Below are 14,259 nucleotides of genomic sequence, written 5' to 3' on the forward strand. Positions count from 1 at the left end.
TTCACGACGCCACCGGTTGCAGACGATTCGAAGCGCGGCGATAGAGCATGAGCGTCGCGCACAGCGCGCACAGTGCGGCAAAGCTCATCCAGTAACCCGGTGCCGCCTTGTCGCCGGTGTACTGGATCAGCAAGGTCGACATTGCCGGGGTGAACCCGCCAAATACGGCCGTGGCCAGGCTGTAGGCGAGGGAGAAACCGGCCACCCGGACTTCCACAGGCATGATCTCCGTCAGCGCCGGGATCATTGCGCCGTTGTACAGTCCGTAGATGAACGACAGCCACAACAGCACCAGCAGCATGTGAATGAAGCTGGGCGCGTTCACCAGAAAGGTCAGCATCGGGTAGGTGGTGGCGATGGCGAGCAAGGCCATGGCGATCAGCACCGGGCGTCGGCCGATACGGTCCGAGAGTGCGCCGCCGATCGGCAGCCAGATGAAATTCGAAACGCCCACCAGCAATGTCACCAGCAGCGCATCGGAGGTGCTCAGGTGCAGCACGGTTTTACCGAAGGTCGGTGCGTACACCGTGATCAGGTAGAAGGCGGTGGTGGTCAGGGCGACCATCATCATGCCCGCGAACACGGTCAGCCAGTTTTGCCTCAGGGTGCGGAACACCTCACCCATGTTCGGGCGATGTTTACGGGCGGCGAACTCTTCGGTTTCTTCCAGGTTGCGGCGCAGCAGGAAGATGAACGGCACGATCATGCAGCCGACGAAGAACGGAATCCGCCAGCCCCAATCGGCAATTGCACTCGGCGCCATCCACTGGTTCAAGGCGTAACCCAACGCGGCGGCGACGATGATCGCCACTTGCTGGCTGCCCGACTGCCAACTGGTGAAAAAGCCCTTGTGGCCGGGTGTGGCGATCTCGGCGAGATACACCGACACGCCGCCCAGTTCCGCACCGGCGGAAAAGCCCTGCAGCAGCCGCCCGATCAGCACCAGGGCCGGGGCGAACAGACCGATGGTCTCGTAACCGGGCACCAGCACAATCAGGACGGTGCCGCTGGCCATGATCGACAGGGTCAGGATCAACCCTTTGCGTCGACCCACATCGTCGATGTAGGCACCCAGTACCACGGCGCCCAACGGGCGCATCAGGAAACCTGCACCGAACACGGCGAAGGTCATCATCAGCGAGGCGAATTCGCTGCTGGCCGGAAAGAACACGGCAGCGATCTGCGTGGCATAAAAACCGAAAAGGAAGAAGTCGAACTGTTCGAGGAAGTTGCCCGAGGTGACCCGGAAAATGGCGCTGGCGCGAGAGCTTCCGCGCGGGATTGAGGCTGTCATCGATAAATACTCCACCGCTTTTATGACGTGCGCTGCCTGGACATGGCGCACGGTTCTTATTGGGGTGGATAGTGGAACAGGGGGATCGATATGTTAATTGCATTGTTGGTATGCATTGATGCGCAAAACGGATCAATGCATCGAAGGCGGGACGTGGGCATGTATCAAGATCCGGCACCCGCCGACGAATCGCTATTCGCTGTGTGCCCACACCACGCTCTCGGTGCCCAGCCGATACTGATTGTTCCCGCTGCGCTTGGCCTCATACATCGCCAGGTCGGCAATGTGCAGTAGGCGGTCGATGCTCGGCGCGTGATCGGGGAACACGGCGACGCCAAGGCTGGTGCCGATGTGGCGCTGGTCGTTGCCGATGGTGACAGGCGGGGAGAGTTCGACGAAGATTTTCTGGCAGATCGTGCGCGCTTCGTCTTGCAGGCATTGGCCTTGGGGCAGCCCCTGGAGGATGACCACGAATTCGTCGCCACCGATCCGGGCGACGGTGTCGGTGCCACGCAGGATGCGCTTGAGCCGTGTGGCGGTGGTGACCAGCACCCGGTCGCCGGCCGCATGACCATAGCGGTCGTTGATGGCCTTGAAGCCGTTGAGATCGACAAACACCAGGGCCACCCGCGTGGCGCCGGCGCGCGCCAGCTCCAGCGCTTCGGACAGGCGCTCTTCGAGCACCAGGCGATTGGGCAGGCCGGTCAGCGGGTCGAAATGGGCCAGGTGCTTGAGGTAGCTGGCCGAGGCCTTTTCTTCGGTGATGTCGCGTACCACGCCCATCATCTTGATCGTTTCGTCGTGGTCGTTCTTGACCACGTTGCCGGTTTCCCGCAACCAGCGGATGGTGCCGTCGGGCCAGACCACGCGGTATTCCTCGTCATGGTTTTCGCCGGTTTCCAGGCAGCGCAGTTCGCCGGCCCGCACCCTGAGGCGGTCATCGGGATGCACGCTGGAGCAGAACAGGGCGTAGGAGGGCGTCACTTCGCCGATCTTGAAGCCGAACATGCCGAAAATCGCATCTGACCAGTACAACCGGTCGGTATCGACATCCCAGTCCCAGGTGCCGATACGAGCGAAATACTGGCTGCGTTTGAAGCGCTCGGCGTCGTCATCCTGGTGGATGTTCCGACCTTCGGACAGGCTGTTGATGACCGCGCGATATTCCGCCAGTTGCTTTTGCAGCGAACGTTCGCGCCAGACCAGCGCGACGATCAGGGCAAGCGCAATTGAACCAAGGATGACGCAGGTCCAGAGCAGGATCATTCGGGGATGGCCATCAGGGCGGTGAACCGTACGGGTAATTATTGATTATTTTAGTTCAGCAAACAGCTTTAAACGTCGCGCAGGTGGTGGCAATGGTTGCCAATCGAGGGCAAATCTGGGAAAAGGGCGCCCGTCAGGCCCTTGAGGGCGAGTGAGCATACGAGTGAATTCAATGAATGACGAGCTTCAGGTGATCGATCTGCAAGTGGGTGACGGAAAAGCCGCCGTAAAAGGCGCGCTGATCACCACCCAGTACCGTGGCTGGCTGGAGGACGGGACCGAATTCGATTCTTCCCATAGCCGTGGCAAACCCTTCCAGTGCGTGATCGGCACCGGTCGGGTTATCAAGGGCTGGGACTTGGGCATCATGGGCATGCAGGTCGGTGGCAAGCGCAAGTTGCTGGTGCCGGCGCATCTGGCCTATGGCGAACGCACCATGGGCAAGATCACGCCGAATTCCAACCTGATCTTCGAAATTGAGTTGATGGAGGTGCTGACGCGCGATGATTGACTGGTAGCTTGCCAGGCTCCGCTCAATCGGCGACCATACGCGCCATATAGGGGTAGGGGGTATGGGTATGTCGCACATTCACCAACACAAGGATGACTTGATCAAGCGGGTGAGGCGGATTGCCGGTCAGGTGGAAGCCGTGGAGCGGGCGCTCGAGTCCGATGCCGATTGCGCCAAGACCCTGCACCTGGTCGCTGCCATCCGGGGCGCGGTCAATGGTCTGCTGGAGCAGTTCATCGACGCCCACGCCCGCGAGCACGTGGCCCATCCAGGCCTGAGCGATGAAGATCGCGCCCAGGGCGTGGAAGACTTGTTGCTCGCCATCCGCCGTTATGCCAAATAGAGGCCTGAATTCCATGACCCGGGCACCCCAGGCTTCGCGCTTTTCTCATGACCATGTATTTCTCGGCGCATCCCATGATGAAAACGCCCGTCGCACCTTATGGGTGGTGGCGCTGACGTTTGTGATGATGATTGGCGAAATTGCTGCCGGTTACATCACCGGTTCCATGGCGTTGCTGGCCGATGGTTTTCACATGGCCACCCACGCCGGGGCCTTGGGCATCGCGGCGGCGGCCTATGGGTTCGCACGGCGCAATGCCAACAACGCGCGCTACAGCTTCGGCACCGGCAAGGTCGGGGACCTGGCCGGGTTTGCCTCGGCGATGGTGCTGGGGCTGGTGGCGATCGGCATTGCCGGTGAGTCCGTTTTTCGTCTGTTTCAGCCAACCACAGTGGCATTCACTGAAGCGACGGTGATTGCAGTGGTGGGGCTGGCGGTGAACATCGTCAGTGCCTTTTTGCTGGCGGGCGACCACGGTCATCATGGCCACGATCACGGGCACAGCCACGGCCATCATCACCATCACGACAACAACCTGCGCTCGGCTTATGTCCATGTTCTGGCCGATGCCTTGACTTCGGTGCTGGCGATTGCCGCGTTGCTGGCCGGGCGTTATCTGGGATGGGTGTGGCTGGACCCGTTGATGGGTATTGTCGGCGCCATCGTGATCGCGAAATGGGCCGTTGGATTGATGCGTGACAGCGCTGCGGTGTTGCTCGATGTCACCGATGCCCATGTTGCCGATGAGATTCGCGAGTTGCTTGAGTCATCGGACGATGTGCGTATCAGCGATCTGCATGTGTGGCAGGTCGGCCCGCAGGCGCGGGCCGCGATTGTCAGCGTCGTGGCGGCAGCCAATGTCAGTGCCGACACCATTCGCGAACGCCTGGCGCCGGTCCATGAGTTGTCTCACCTGACCGTCGAATACCGCTCTGCTTGAGCGGTTTTCGCTCAGTCACTGAACAGCGCAATCCGTCCATTCACGGACGGGCGGTAGTGCCAGGTCAGGCGATCCAGTGCCGGCTTCATCGCCAGAATTTGCCGGACGGTGGCGCCAGCAATGCATAACGCCAGGCGTTGCCCCGGACATTGATGGCGCCCTGCACCAAAGGTAAAGCTGCTCCGGTTCGGGCGGTCGAGCAGGAAGGTATCGGGGTTGTCGTTGAGCTGCGGGTCGCGATTGGCCGAGGCCAGCAGCACCAGGATTACGTCTGCGGCGTTCAGCCTCACGCCGTCAATCTCGCAGGGGGCGGCGACGAAGCGGCGGGTGTTCTGTACCGGCGGGTCGAAGCGCTGCACTTCGGCCAGCAGGGCTTCGACAGGGGTTGATTCGCTGCGCAACGACGGATGTTGAATCAATGCCAGCACGGCGTTGCCGATCAGCCCGGCAGTGGCCTCGAAGGTCTGGGAGAACAGGCCGATCAGGTTGGCGATCAGCGTTTGCGGCGCGCCGGAGGCGAAGCGCTGGCGGATGCCCGCAAGCAGATGGCTGTGGTTGTGCGGATCGTCGAGCAATTCGATGAAGTAACCGCTCAAGTGTTCGGCTGCAGCGTGGGCGGCGGTCAATTGTGCCGCGTCACTCAGGGGCGACAGGCAGGCGACGAAATCCGCCGTCAGTTCGCTGATGGCGCGGCCCTGAGCCGGGGTGAATCCCAACAACGCCGCCACCACGCACACCGGCCCACGGAACATGGCGTTGTACAGGCCAGCGGCATCCGCGGTCATCAAGCGGGCGCTGACCAGGGCCTCGACTTCCCGCGCATCGATCAACTCCAGCCCCGGCGCAAGCGCCGACCGTGGGCAACGCTGGCGTTCACCCTCATTCATGCGCATCAACTGACCGAACACCTGGCCGGCCAGGCCATCGGCGATCGCCTTGGGGACTGGCTCCTGCGCGGGGCGAACGTGGCAATCGGGATGCGCCAGCACGGCGGCCACCGCCCGGGCGCTGCTGGCCACCCACAGGTTCAGCCCTGGATGAAAAGCCAGCCCACCTTCGGCACGCAGTCGGGCGTAGTAGGGATAGGGATCGGTGTGGGTCGCAGCGATGATCGGGTCCATGGGTCACAGCCTTTTGTTGTCGGAAAGTGTTGCTACTATCTCCAGTCCGAAACGACGTTGATTCGTCCGGGAGCGAAATATGAACGTAGTGAACGTAGAACAACACGACATTGGCGTCTCGCAGGTGGCGGCAGCCATCGCCGAGCCTGCGCGGACGAAAATCCTCTGTTCGCTGATGGACGGCCACGCCCGCACCAGCACCGAACTGGCGGCGGTGGCCGAAGTCAGCGCGTCGACGGCCAGTGCCCACCTGGCCAAACTCAAGGAGCTGGCGCTGGTACGGCTGCACGTTCAGGGACGTCATCGCTATTACAGCCTGGCGGACAAACGCGTGGCCCAGGCCCTCGAGGCGCTGATGGTGATCGGCCAGAACACCGCGCCAAGCTTCCAGTCGCGTACCCCGGATCGCCTGCAGTTTGCCCGCACCTGCTACGACCACATGGCGGGCACCCTGGCGGTGCTGTTGCATGACCGGATGCTCGAAGCGGGCTGGCTTGAGGAGACCGACGAACAAGCCTATCGCCTGAGTGACAGTGGCTCGGCAATGTTTCAGGGGCTTGGGATCGAGGTACAGGACTTGAGCACCTTGCGCCGCCGCTTTGCCTGCCCGTGCCTGGACTGGAGCATGCGTCGGCCGCATCTGGGCGGATCGCTGGGCGCGGCATTGCTGCAAACGGCGCTCAAGCGCAAGTGGATGACCCAGGATCTGGACAGTCGGGCGTTGGCGTTGACGACGTTGGGGCGCAAGGAGTTTGGCAGGCGGTTTGGAATCGAATTGCCATTAGTGACTGAGGGTAATGTCAACGTTTCGCAAATGGCGGCAGGTTCGGTGGAGTTCGTGAACATTCGCTGACGGACGATAGCTGTATTCCGGTTGTTTCCGTATTGAATGCAATGCCGTCATCGCGAGCAAGCTCGCTCCCACAGGGGGAGTGGTGGATTCGTCAGTACAATGCAAACAAAAAGCCCCCCATCGGTCACCCGATGGGGGGCTTTTGTGTGTCTGGCGTCAGATCAAACCTTGACGATCCAGCCCGCTGGCGCTTCGATGTCGCCGGTTTGCACGCCGGTCAGCTCTTTGTAGAGCTTCTGGGTGATCGGGCCGACTTCGGTTTCGCTGTGGAACACGTGCAGGTGGTCGTTGTAGTTGATGCCGCCAATCGGCGTGATCACTGCCGCAGTACCGCAAGCACCGGCTTCCTTGAAGTCGGAGAGCTTGTCGATGAACACGTCGCCCTCGATCACTTCCAGGCCCAGGCGCGATTTGGCCAGTTCGATCAGCGACAGACGGGTGATGCCCGGCAGTACCGATGGCGAGTTCGGGGTCACGAACTTGTTGTCGTGGGTGATCCCGAAGAAGTTGGCCGAACCGACTTCCTCGATCTTGGTATGGGTCAGTGGATCCAGGTAGATGCAGTCGGCGAAATGCGCCTTCTTGGCCTGGGAGCCCGGCATCAGGCTGGCGGCGTAGTTGCCACCGACCTTGGCGGCGCCGGTGCCTTGTGGCGCGGCACGGTCGTAGCTGGAGATCAGGAAGTTGTGCGGGGTCAGGCCGCCCTTGAAGTAGGCGCCGACCGGGATGCAGAAGATCGAGAAGATGAACTCCGGTGCGGTACGCACGCCGATGTTGTCACCCACGCCGATCACGAACGGGCGCAGGTACAGCGCGCCGCCGGTGCCATACGGCGGAATGAATCGCTCGTTGGCACGGACCACGTCCTTGCATGCTTCGACGAACTGTTCGGTGGACACCTGCGGCATCAGCAGGCGACCGCAGCTGCGCTGCATGCGTGCGGCGTTCTGGTCCGGCCGGAACAGGTTGATCGAACCGTCCTTGCAACGGTAGGCCTTCAGGCCTTCGAAGCATTGCTGGCCATAGTGAAGGGCAGTGGAGCCTTCGCTGATGTGCAGCACGTTGTCTTCGGTCAGGGTGCCTTTGTCCCACTCGCCATTACGCCAGTGCGACAGATAGCGCTTGTCGGTCTTGATGTAGTCAAAACCCAGCTTGTCCCAATTAATGCTTTCGTTACCCATGACACCCTCTATCACTTAACAACCGCCGAAACGGTTCAAGGCTTCTGACGTTTTTTGGATGGGGACAACAATACTTCATTCCGGGCCCATTTCGCAGCCCGGACTATCGGATGACAGACAGATAATTCGCGCTGACCTTGAGAATTCGCGAGCAGGCCCACTCCTACATTTGGAATGCGTTCCCCTGTAGGAGTGAGCCTGCTCGCGATAGGGCCATTACTGCCACCCTCAGTTACAGGTGGAGTGCATGCCCCAGCGCACGCAACGCCGCTTCCTGCACCGCCTCACCCAGCGTCGGATGGGCATGGATGGTGCCGCCGATGTCTTCCAGCCGCGCGCCCATCTCCAGGCTCTGGGCAAACGCCGTGGACAGCTCCGACACGCCGACGCCGACTGCCTGCCAACCGACAATCACATGATTGTCGCGACGGGCGACCACGCGCACGAAGCCGCTTTTCGACTCCAGCGTCATCGCCCGGCCATTGGCGGCGAACGGGAAGCTGGAAACGATGCAGTCCCAGCCTGCGGCCTTGGCCTCGTCCGGGGTCTTGCCGACCACCACCAGTTCCGGGTCGGTGAAGCACACGGCGGCGATGGCGGTCGGGTTGAACTCGCGGGTTTTACCGCTGATCAGCTCGGCGACCATCTCGCCCTGGGCCATGGCCCGGTGCGCGAGCATCGGTTCGCCGCTCAGGTCACCGATGGCGTAGACGTTGCGCATGCTGGTCTGGCAGCGGTTGTCGATCTTGATCGACGAACCGTTCATGTCCAGGTTCAGCGCTTCGAGGTTCCAGCCCTGGGTGTTCGGCTTGCGACCGACGGCCACCAGCACCTGATCGGTTTCCAGGTTCAGGGTCTCGCCGTCCGGTTCCAGTACCTGCAAGGTATTGTTAGAAGAATCAAAGCCTTGCACGCTGTGTTTCAAGTAAAGCTTCACGCCGAGTTTTTTCAGTTCGTCGTGTACGGGCTGGGTCAGTTCGGCGTCGTAGGCCGGCAGGATGCGCTCCTGCGCTTCCACCACGCTGACTTCGGCGCCGAGCTTGCGATAGGCAATGCCCAGCTCCAGGCCGATGTAACCGCCACCGACCACGATCAAGCGCTTGGGCACGGAGGTCGGCGCCAGGGCTTCGGTGGACGAGATGATCGGCCCGCCAATTGGCAGCATCGGCAGGTTGACGCTTTTGGAGCCGGTGGCCAGCACCAGGTGTTCGCACTGGATGCGCGTGTCGCCGACGTCCACGGTCTTGCCGTCGATGACCTTGGCCCAGCCTTGTACGACCTGAACCTTGTTCTTTTTCAGCAGCGCCGCGACGCCGGTGGTCAGGCGATCGACGATGCCGTCCTTCCACTCGACGCTCTTGGTGATATCGAGGGTCGGTGCCGAAACGCTGATGCCCAGGGCCGAATGCTCGTTGTGATGCCGGGTCTGGTGGAACTGCTCGGCGACATAAATCAGTGCCTTGGACGGAATGCAGCCGATGTTCAGGCAAGTGCCGCCCAGGGATTGGCCTTCCACCAGGATGGTCGGGATGCCCAACTGGCCGGCACGGATCGCGGTCACATAGCCGCCGGGGCCGCCGCCGATGATCAACAGTGTGGTATTGAGGGTCTGCATGACTTACTCCACAAACAGGGTCGCGGGTTGTTCGAGCAAGCCACGGATGGCCTGGATGAAGAGCGCCGCGTCCATGCCGTCGACCACGCGGTGATCGAAGGAGCTGGAGAGGTTCATCATCTTGCGGATCACGATCTGGCCTTTGATCACCATCGGCCGTTCGACGATCTTGTTCACACCGACGATCGCCACTTCCGGCAGGTTCAGCACCGGCGTGCTGACGATGCCGCCCAAGGCGCCGAGGCTGGTCAGGGTGATGGTCGAGCCGGACAACTCATCGCGGCTGGCCTTGCCATTGCGTGCAGCACTGGCCAGGCGAGCGATTTCCGCCGCGCTGTCCCACAGGCTGCGGGTTTCGGCGTGACGCACCACCGGCACCATCAGGCCGACGTCGCTCTGGGTCGCGACGCCGACGTGTACCGCACCGAGGCGGGTAATGACCTGGGCTTCGTCGTCGTAACGGGCGTTCATCTGCGGGAAGTCACGCAGGGCGACGACCATGGCGCGGACCAGGAACGGCAGCAAGGTCAGCTTGCCACGGGTGGCGCCATGTTTTTCGTTGAGGTGCGCGCGCAGCTCTTCCACAGCCGTGACGTCGATTTCTTCGACATAACTGAAGTGCGCGGCACGCTGGGTGGCGTCCTGCATGCGCTGGGCGATCTTGCGGCGCATGCCGATCACCGGGATCTGCTGCTCATCGGTACGTTGGGCGTAAGCTGCCGCCACCGGTGCCGAAGCGTTCGACTGACCCTGAGCCAGGTAGGCGTCGAGATCCTCATGCAGTACGCGACCGGCCGGGCCGGTGCCACGCACCAGGCGCAACTGAATCCCGAGGTCCAGCGCATGCTTGCGCACGGCCGGGGAGGCCAGCGGACGCTCATCGGCTTCGCGAGCGACCATCGGGCCCTGGCATACGGCAGCTTTCGGCGCCGGGGCAGCGGACGGTTTGCTTTCAGCCACGGCTTCAACTTTGGCTGCGGCCACCGGGGCTTCTTTAACGGGAGCCGGTTGCGCCGACTCCTTAACGTTGCCCGCGCCTTCGACTTCAATGCTGATCAGCACGCTGCCGACCGCCATGACTTCGCCCGGCTGGCCGCCAAGGGCGATGACCTTGCCATGCACCGGCGACGGAATATCCACCATCGCTTTATCGGTCATGACATCGGCCAGTACCTGATCTTCGACGACCAAGTCGCCGACCTTGACGTGCCACTGTGACAATTCAACTTCTGCAATGCCTTCACCAATGTCCGGCATTTTAATGACGTGCGTGCCCATTCAGACCTCCATGACCCGTTTCAACGCCGCGCCCACTCGGGACGGCCCTGGGAAATACGCCCACTCTTGCGCGTGCGGGTAAGGGGTGTCCCAACCGGTGACGCGTTCGATCGGCGCTTCCAGGTGATGGAAGCAATGCTCTTGCACCAGCGACACCAGTTCGGCGCCGAAACCGCAGGTGCGGGTGGCTTCGTGAACCACGACGCAACGGCCGGTTTTCTTCACCGATTTGACGATGGTTTCCAGGTCCAGCGGCCACAGGCTGCGCAGGTCGATGACTTCGGCATCGACACCGCTTTCTTCAGCGGCCACTTGCGACACGTACACGGTGGTGCCGTAGGTCAGCACGGTGACGTCCTTGCCCGGACGGGCGATCGCGGCAACGTCCAGCGGTACGGTGTAGTAACCGTCCGGCACTTGCGCGGCGGGGTGCTTCGACCACGGGGTTACCGGGCGTTCGTGGTGGCCGTCGAAGGGGCCGTTGTACAGGCGTTTGGGCTCAAGGAAGATCACCGGGTCATCGTTTTCGATGGAGGCGATCAACAGGCCTTTGGCGTCGTAGGGGTTGGACGGCATGACGGTGCGCAGACCGCACACCTGAGTGAAGAGTGCCTCGATGCTCTGGCTGTGGGTCTGGCCGCCGTAGATGCCGCCGCCGCAGGGCATGCGCAGGGTCATCGGTGCGGTGAACTCGCCAGCTGAGCGATAACGCAGGCGGGCGGCTTCGGAAATGATCTGATCGTAGGCCGGGTACACGTAGTCGGCGAACTGGATCTCCACCACCGGGCGCAGACCGTAGGCACCCATGCCCACGGCGGTACCGACGATGCCGCTTTCGGAAATCGGCGCGTCGAACACCCGGGAGGTGCCGTACTTGCTCTGCAGGCCTTCGGTGCAGCGGAACACGCCGCCGAAGTAGCCCACGTCCTGGCCGAAGACCACGACGTTGTCGTCCCGTTCAAGCATCACATCCATGGCCGAGCGCAGGGCCTGGATCATGGTCATGGTGGTCGTGGTCATGGCGGTTTCCAGCTCGATTTTGTTGTTGTGATCGTTCATGTCAGATCCCCAACTCTTGACGCTGGCGCTTCAAGTGCTCCGGCATCTCTTTGTAGACGTCTTCGAACATGGTCGCGGCGCTCGGAGTCTGGCCGCCGGCGAGGGTGCCGTACTGTTCGGCTTCTTTCTGTGCGGCGATCACTTCGGCTTCCAGTTCGGCGCTGACGGCGGCGTGTTCCTCTTCGGACCACTGACCGATCTTGATCAGGTGCTGCTTGAGACGCGCAATCGGATCACCCAGCGGGAAGTGGCTCCAGTCATCGGCGGGACGGTATTTGGACGGGTCATCGGAGGTCGAGTGCGGGCCGGCACGGTAAGTGACCCATTCGATCAAGGTCGGGCCGAGACCGCGGCGCGCACGTTCGGCGGCCCAGGCAGAAGCGGCGTAGACCGCGACGAAGTCGTTGCCATCGACCCGCAGGGAGGCAATGCCGCAACCGACGCCACGACCGGCGAAGGTGGTGGCTTCACCACCGGCAATCGCCTGGAACGTGGAAATCGCCCACTGGTTGTTGACCACGTTGAGGATCACGGGTGCGCGGTACACGTGGGCGAACGTCAGGGCGGTGTGGAAATCCGACTCAGCGGTGGCGCCGTCGCCGATCCACGCCGAGGCGATTTTGGTGTCGCCCTTGATCGCCGAGGCCATGCCCCAGCCCACGCCCTGAATGAACTGGGTGGCGAGGTTGCCGGAAATGGTGAAGAAACCGGCGTCCTTGACCGAGTACATGATCGGCAATTGCCGGCCCTTGAGCGGATCGCGCTCGTTGGACAGCAACTGGCAGATCAGGTCGACCAGCGGTACGTCACGGGCCATCAGGATGCTTTGCTGGCGGTAGGTCGGGAAGCACATGTCGTCGATGTTCAAGGCCAGGGCCTGGGCGCTGCCGATGGCTTCTTCGCCAAGGCTTTGCATATAGAACGACATCTTTTTCTGACGCTGGGCAACCACCATGCGGTTGTCGTAGATCCGCGTCTTGAGCATGGCGCGCATGCCCTTGCGCAGGATCGCCACTGGCACGTTTTCAGCCCAGGGGCCGTGGGCATTGCCCTGGTCGTCGAGCACGCGGATCAGGCCGCGGGCCAGATCAGCCGTGTCAGCCGGTTCAACGTCGATTTGGGGTTTGCGCACCGTGCCGGCATCGGTCAGATGCAGGTAGGAGAAGTCGGTTTTGCATCCTGGACGGCCCGAGGGTTCGGGGACGTGCAGGCGCAGCGGTTCGTACGCTTGGGTCATGGCTTCTACGCTCGATCTTGTGAATTTCTTGTAGTGAGCTGACAGATTTCGTTCGGTAGAAGAAATCTTGTCCTACAACAATCATAGGCCCGCCCAAGAAGAATATTTCTCTCTGTTTCGTTGCGCTGAAGATCATTTGCAGATAAAAAACCTGCATAAACATAAAAAACAGGTGGTTTTGTCTCATGCGCAAACTGGACCGTACTGACATCGGCATTCTCAACAGCCTTCAGGAGAACGCCCGCATCACCAATGCCGACCTCGCACGCTCGGTGAACCTGTCGCCGACGCCGTGTTTCAACCGGGTCAAGGCCATGGAAGAACTGGGAGTGATCCGCGAGCAAGTGACGCTGCTGGATGCCGACCTGCTGGGATTGCACGTGAACGTGTTCATTCACGTCAGCCTGGAAAAGCAGGTAGAGGAGGCGTTGCAGCATTTCGAAGAAGCGATTTCCGATCGCCCCGAGGTGATGGAGTGCTACCTGATGGCCGGCGACCCGGACTATCTGATCCGGGTGCTGGTGCCGACCATTCAGTCGCTGGAGCGCTTCATGATGGACTTTCTGACCAAGGTGCCGGGGGTGGCGAATATCCGTTCGAGCTTTGCGCTCAAGCAGGTGCGGTACAAGACCGCGCTGCCGTTGCCGGCGAATGGGCTGACGTTGCCGTAGGAGCGAGCTTGCTCGCTCCTACAGGTCAGAGTTGATTCAGGGGGACTTTCAGATACCTGACGCCATTGTCTTCGGCCGGCGGAAAATTCCCCGCCCGCACATTGACCTGTATCGCCGGCAGCAACAGCGTCGGCATGCCCAGCCCGGCATCACGCCGGGTGCGCATGTCGACGAAGGTGGCTTCGTCGATGCCGTCGCGCACGTGGATGTTGCCTTTGCGTTGTTCACCCACAGTCGTCATGTATTGGGAGGAACGGCCCTCGGGCGGATAGTCGTGGCAGACGTACAGGCGCACGCTGGCGGGGAAGGCCAGCAGCTTGTGGATCGAGGCGTACATCTGGTTGGCATTGCCGCCGGGAAAGTCGCAGCGCGCGGTGCCCACGTCCGGCATGAACAGCGTGTCGCCGACCAGGATCACATCGTTGCCGATCAGGTAGGCGATGTCCGCCGGGGTATGACCGGGCACGTGCAGGGCAGTGGCCCTGAGGTTGCCGATCATGAACGATTCGTCGGGGGCGAACAGGTGATCGAACTGCGATCCGTCGACGCAAAAGGCAGGCTCCAGATTGAACAGCGCCTTGAACACGTCCTGCACCTTGCTGATCGACTCGCCAATGGCGATCTTGCCGCCCAGTTGCCCGCGCAGGTAGGGCGCGGCGGACAGGTGATCGGCGTGGGCGTGGGTTTCCAGTAGCCATTGCACCTGCAAGTGATGGGCGCGGACGAAGGCGATGATTTTGTCGGCCTGGGCGGTCGCGGTACGCCCGGAGGCCCCGTCGTAGTCGAGCACGGGGTCGACAATCGCACACTGCCCGCCATCCGCCTCGTAGACCACGTAGCTGTAGGTCGAGGAGGCGGGGTCGAGGAAAGCTTCAATCAGCGCGGGCATG

At 61.8% G+C, this 14,259-nt stretch carries 14 protein-coding genes; 5 read left to right on the plus strand and 9 right to left on the minus strand.

The window, feature by feature from the left end:
• Position 1: 1 nt before the first annotated feature.
• Both ACM6IK_RS13795 and ACM6IK_RS13800 read right to left on the minus strand, forming a co-directional pair.
• Positions 2 to 1,294, minus strand: coding sequence for an MFS transporter (locus ACM6IK_RS13795; protein WP_414874785.1), 1,293 nt, complete (start codon positions 1,292 to 1,294; stop codon positions 2 to 4).
• 192 nt (positions 1,295 to 1,486) lie between these two features.
• A complete protein-coding gene (locus ACM6IK_RS13800) occupies positions 1,487 to 2,560 on the minus strand; it encodes a diguanylate cyclase domain-containing protein (protein ID WP_414874786.1) in 1,074 nt (357 codons plus the stop codon).
• 172 nt (positions 2,561 to 2,732) lie between these two features.
• Between ACM6IK_RS13800 and ACM6IK_RS13805 the strand changes: the two genes are divergently transcribed.
• From ACM6IK_RS13805 to dmeF, 3 genes are all read left to right on the plus strand, one after another.
• The gene (locus tag ACM6IK_RS13805) at positions 2,733 to 3,071 is read left to right on the plus strand and encodes an FKBP-type peptidyl-prolyl cis-trans isomerase (RefSeq protein WP_414874787.1); all 339 of its coding nucleotides are present in this window, start codon (positions 2,733 to 2,735) and stop codon (positions 3,069 to 3,071) included.
• A 67-nt stretch (positions 3,072 to 3,138) separates the two neighbouring features.
• Positions 3,139 to 3,414 (plus strand): metal/formaldehyde-sensitive transcriptional repressor, encoded by a 276-nt coding sequence (locus tag ACM6IK_RS13810; RefSeq protein WP_414874788.1) that lies wholly within the window; start codon positions 3,139 to 3,141, stop codon positions 3,412 to 3,414.
• Positions 3,415 to 3,427: 13 nt separating this feature from the next.
• Positions 3,428 to 4,354: a CDF family Co(II)/Ni(II) efflux transporter DmeF gene (gene dmeF / locus ACM6IK_RS13815; RefSeq protein WP_414874789.1), complete on the plus strand. Its 927-nt coding sequence runs from the start codon at positions 3,428 to 3,430 to the stop codon at positions 4,352 to 4,354.
• Positions 4,355 to 4,365: 11 nt separating this feature from the next.
• Here the strand turns inward: dmeF and ACM6IK_RS13820 are convergent, their stop codons facing one another.
• Complete coding sequence (locus ACM6IK_RS13820; RefSeq protein WP_414874790.1) at positions 4,366 to 5,475, minus strand: cytochrome P450; 1,110 nt, start codon at positions 5,473 to 5,475, stop codon at positions 4,366 to 4,368.
• An 88-nt stretch (positions 5,476 to 5,563) separates the two neighbouring features.
• Between ACM6IK_RS13820 and ACM6IK_RS13825 the strand changes: the two genes are divergently transcribed.
• The gene (locus tag ACM6IK_RS13825; RefSeq protein ID WP_414874808.1) at positions 5,564 to 6,328 is read left to right on the plus strand and encodes an ArsR/SmtB family transcription factor; all 765 of its coding nucleotides are present in this window, start codon (positions 5,564 to 5,566) and stop codon (positions 6,326 to 6,328) included.
• A 161-nt stretch (positions 6,329 to 6,489) separates the two neighbouring features.
• On the opposite strand, the gene ACM6IK_RS13830 is transcribed toward ACM6IK_RS13825, so the two are convergent.
• The 5 genes from ACM6IK_RS13830 to ACM6IK_RS13850 all read right to left on the minus strand — a co-directional run bounded on the left by ACM6IK_RS13830 (position 6,490) and on the right by ACM6IK_RS13850 (position 12,698).
• Positions 6,490 to 7,509: a branched-chain amino acid aminotransferase gene (locus ACM6IK_RS13830; RefSeq protein ID WP_218428683.1), complete on the minus strand. Its 1,020-nt coding sequence runs from the start codon at positions 7,507 to 7,509 to the stop codon at positions 6,490 to 6,492.
• A gap of 232 nt (positions 7,510 to 7,741) precedes the next feature.
• Positions 7,742 to 9,124 (minus strand): dihydrolipoyl dehydrogenase, encoded by a 1,383-nt coding sequence (gene lpdA / locus ACM6IK_RS13835; protein WP_414874791.1) that lies wholly within the window; start codon positions 9,122 to 9,124, stop codon positions 7,742 to 7,744.
• A 3-nt stretch (positions 9,125 to 9,127) separates the two neighbouring features.
• A complete protein-coding gene (locus tag ACM6IK_RS13840; RefSeq protein ID WP_414874792.1) occupies positions 9,128 to 10,402 on the minus strand; it encodes a dihydrolipoamide acetyltransferase family protein in 1,275 nt (424 codons plus the stop codon).
• A complete protein-coding gene (locus ACM6IK_RS13845) occupies positions 10,403 to 11,461 on the minus strand; it encodes an alpha-ketoacid dehydrogenase subunit beta (RefSeq protein WP_108215957.1) in 1,059 nt (352 codons plus the stop codon). It abuts the gene before it with no gap.
• Position 11,462: 1 nt separating this feature from the next.
• A complete protein-coding gene (locus tag ACM6IK_RS13850; protein WP_414874793.1) occupies positions 11,463 to 12,698 on the minus strand; it encodes a 3-methyl-2-oxobutanoate dehydrogenase (2-methylpropanoyl-transferring) subunit alpha in 1,236 nt (411 codons plus the stop codon).
• Positions 12,699 to 12,883: 185 nt separating this feature from the next.
• On the opposite strand from ACM6IK_RS13850, the gene bkdR reads away from it, so the two are divergent.
• Positions 12,884 to 13,369, plus strand: a complete 486-nt coding sequence (gene bkdR, locus ACM6IK_RS13855; protein WP_095944115.1) for a Bkd operon transcriptional regulator BkdR — start codon at positions 12,884 to 12,886, stop codon at positions 13,367 to 13,369.
• A 25-nt stretch (positions 13,370 to 13,394) separates the two neighbouring features.
• Here bkdR and ACM6IK_RS13860 read toward each other — a convergent pair whose 3' ends face one another.
• Positions 13,395 to 14,258 (minus strand): MBL fold metallo-hydrolase, encoded by an 864-nt coding sequence (locus ACM6IK_RS13860; protein WP_414874794.1) that lies wholly within the window; start codon positions 14,256 to 14,258, stop codon positions 13,395 to 13,397.
• Position 14,259: the final 1 nt, after the last annotated feature.

It is taken from the genome of Pseudomonas sp. IT-196MI5, from assembly GCF_949767415.1.
GTDB lineage: Bacteria > Pseudomonadota > Gammaproteobacteria > Pseudomonadales > Pseudomonadaceae > Aquipseudomonas.

Excerpts from the sequence above, each read along its gene's own strand:
- ACM6IK_RS13795 (WP_414874785.1), bottom strand. The coding sequence starts at position 1,294 with ATGACAGCCTCAATCCCGCGCGGAAGCTCTCGCGCCAGCGCCATTTTC.
- ACM6IK_RS13800 (WP_414874786.1), bottom strand. The coding sequence starts at position 2,560 with ATGATCCTGCTCTGGACCTGCGTCATCCTTGGTTCAATTGCGCTTGCC.
- ACM6IK_RS13805 (WP_414874787.1), top strand. The coding sequence starts at position 2,733 with ATGAATGACGAGCTTCAGGTGATCGATCTGCAAGTGGGTGACGGAAAA.
- ACM6IK_RS13810 (WP_414874788.1), top strand. The coding sequence starts at position 3,139 with ATGTCGCACATTCACCAACACAAGGATGACTTGATCAAGCGGGTGAGG.
- dmeF (WP_414874789.1), top strand. The coding sequence starts at position 3,428 with ATGACCCGGGCACCCCAGGCTTCGCGCTTTTCTCATGACCATGTATTT.
- ACM6IK_RS13820 (WP_414874790.1), bottom strand. The coding sequence starts at position 5,475 with ATGGACCCGATCATCGCTGCGACCCACACCGATCCCTATCCCTACTAC.
- ACM6IK_RS13830 (WP_218428683.1), bottom strand. The coding sequence starts at position 7,509 with ATGGGTAACGAAAGCATTAATTGGGACAAGCTGGGTTTTGACTACATC.
- lpdA (WP_414874791.1), bottom strand. The coding sequence starts at position 9,124 with ATGCAGACCCTCAATACCACACTGTTGATCATCGGCGGCGGCCCCGGC.
- ACM6IK_RS13840 (WP_414874792.1), bottom strand. The coding sequence starts at position 10,402 with ATGGGCACGCACGTCATTAAAATGCCGGACATTGGTGAAGGCATTGCA.
- ACM6IK_RS13845 (WP_108215957.1), bottom strand. The coding sequence starts at position 11,461 with ATGAACGATCACAACAACAAAATCGAGCTGGAAACCGCCATGACCACG.
- ACM6IK_RS13850 (WP_414874793.1), bottom strand. The coding sequence starts at position 12,698 with ATGACCCAAGCGTACGAACCGCTGCGCCTGCACGTCCCCGAACCCTCG.
- bkdR (WP_095944115.1), top strand. The coding sequence starts at position 12,884 with ATGCGCAAACTGGACCGTACTGACATCGGCATTCTCAACAGCCTTCAG.
- ACM6IK_RS13860 (WP_414874794.1), bottom strand. The coding sequence starts at position 14,258 with ATGCCCGCGCTGATTGAAGCTTTCCTCGACCCCGCCTCCTCGACCTAC.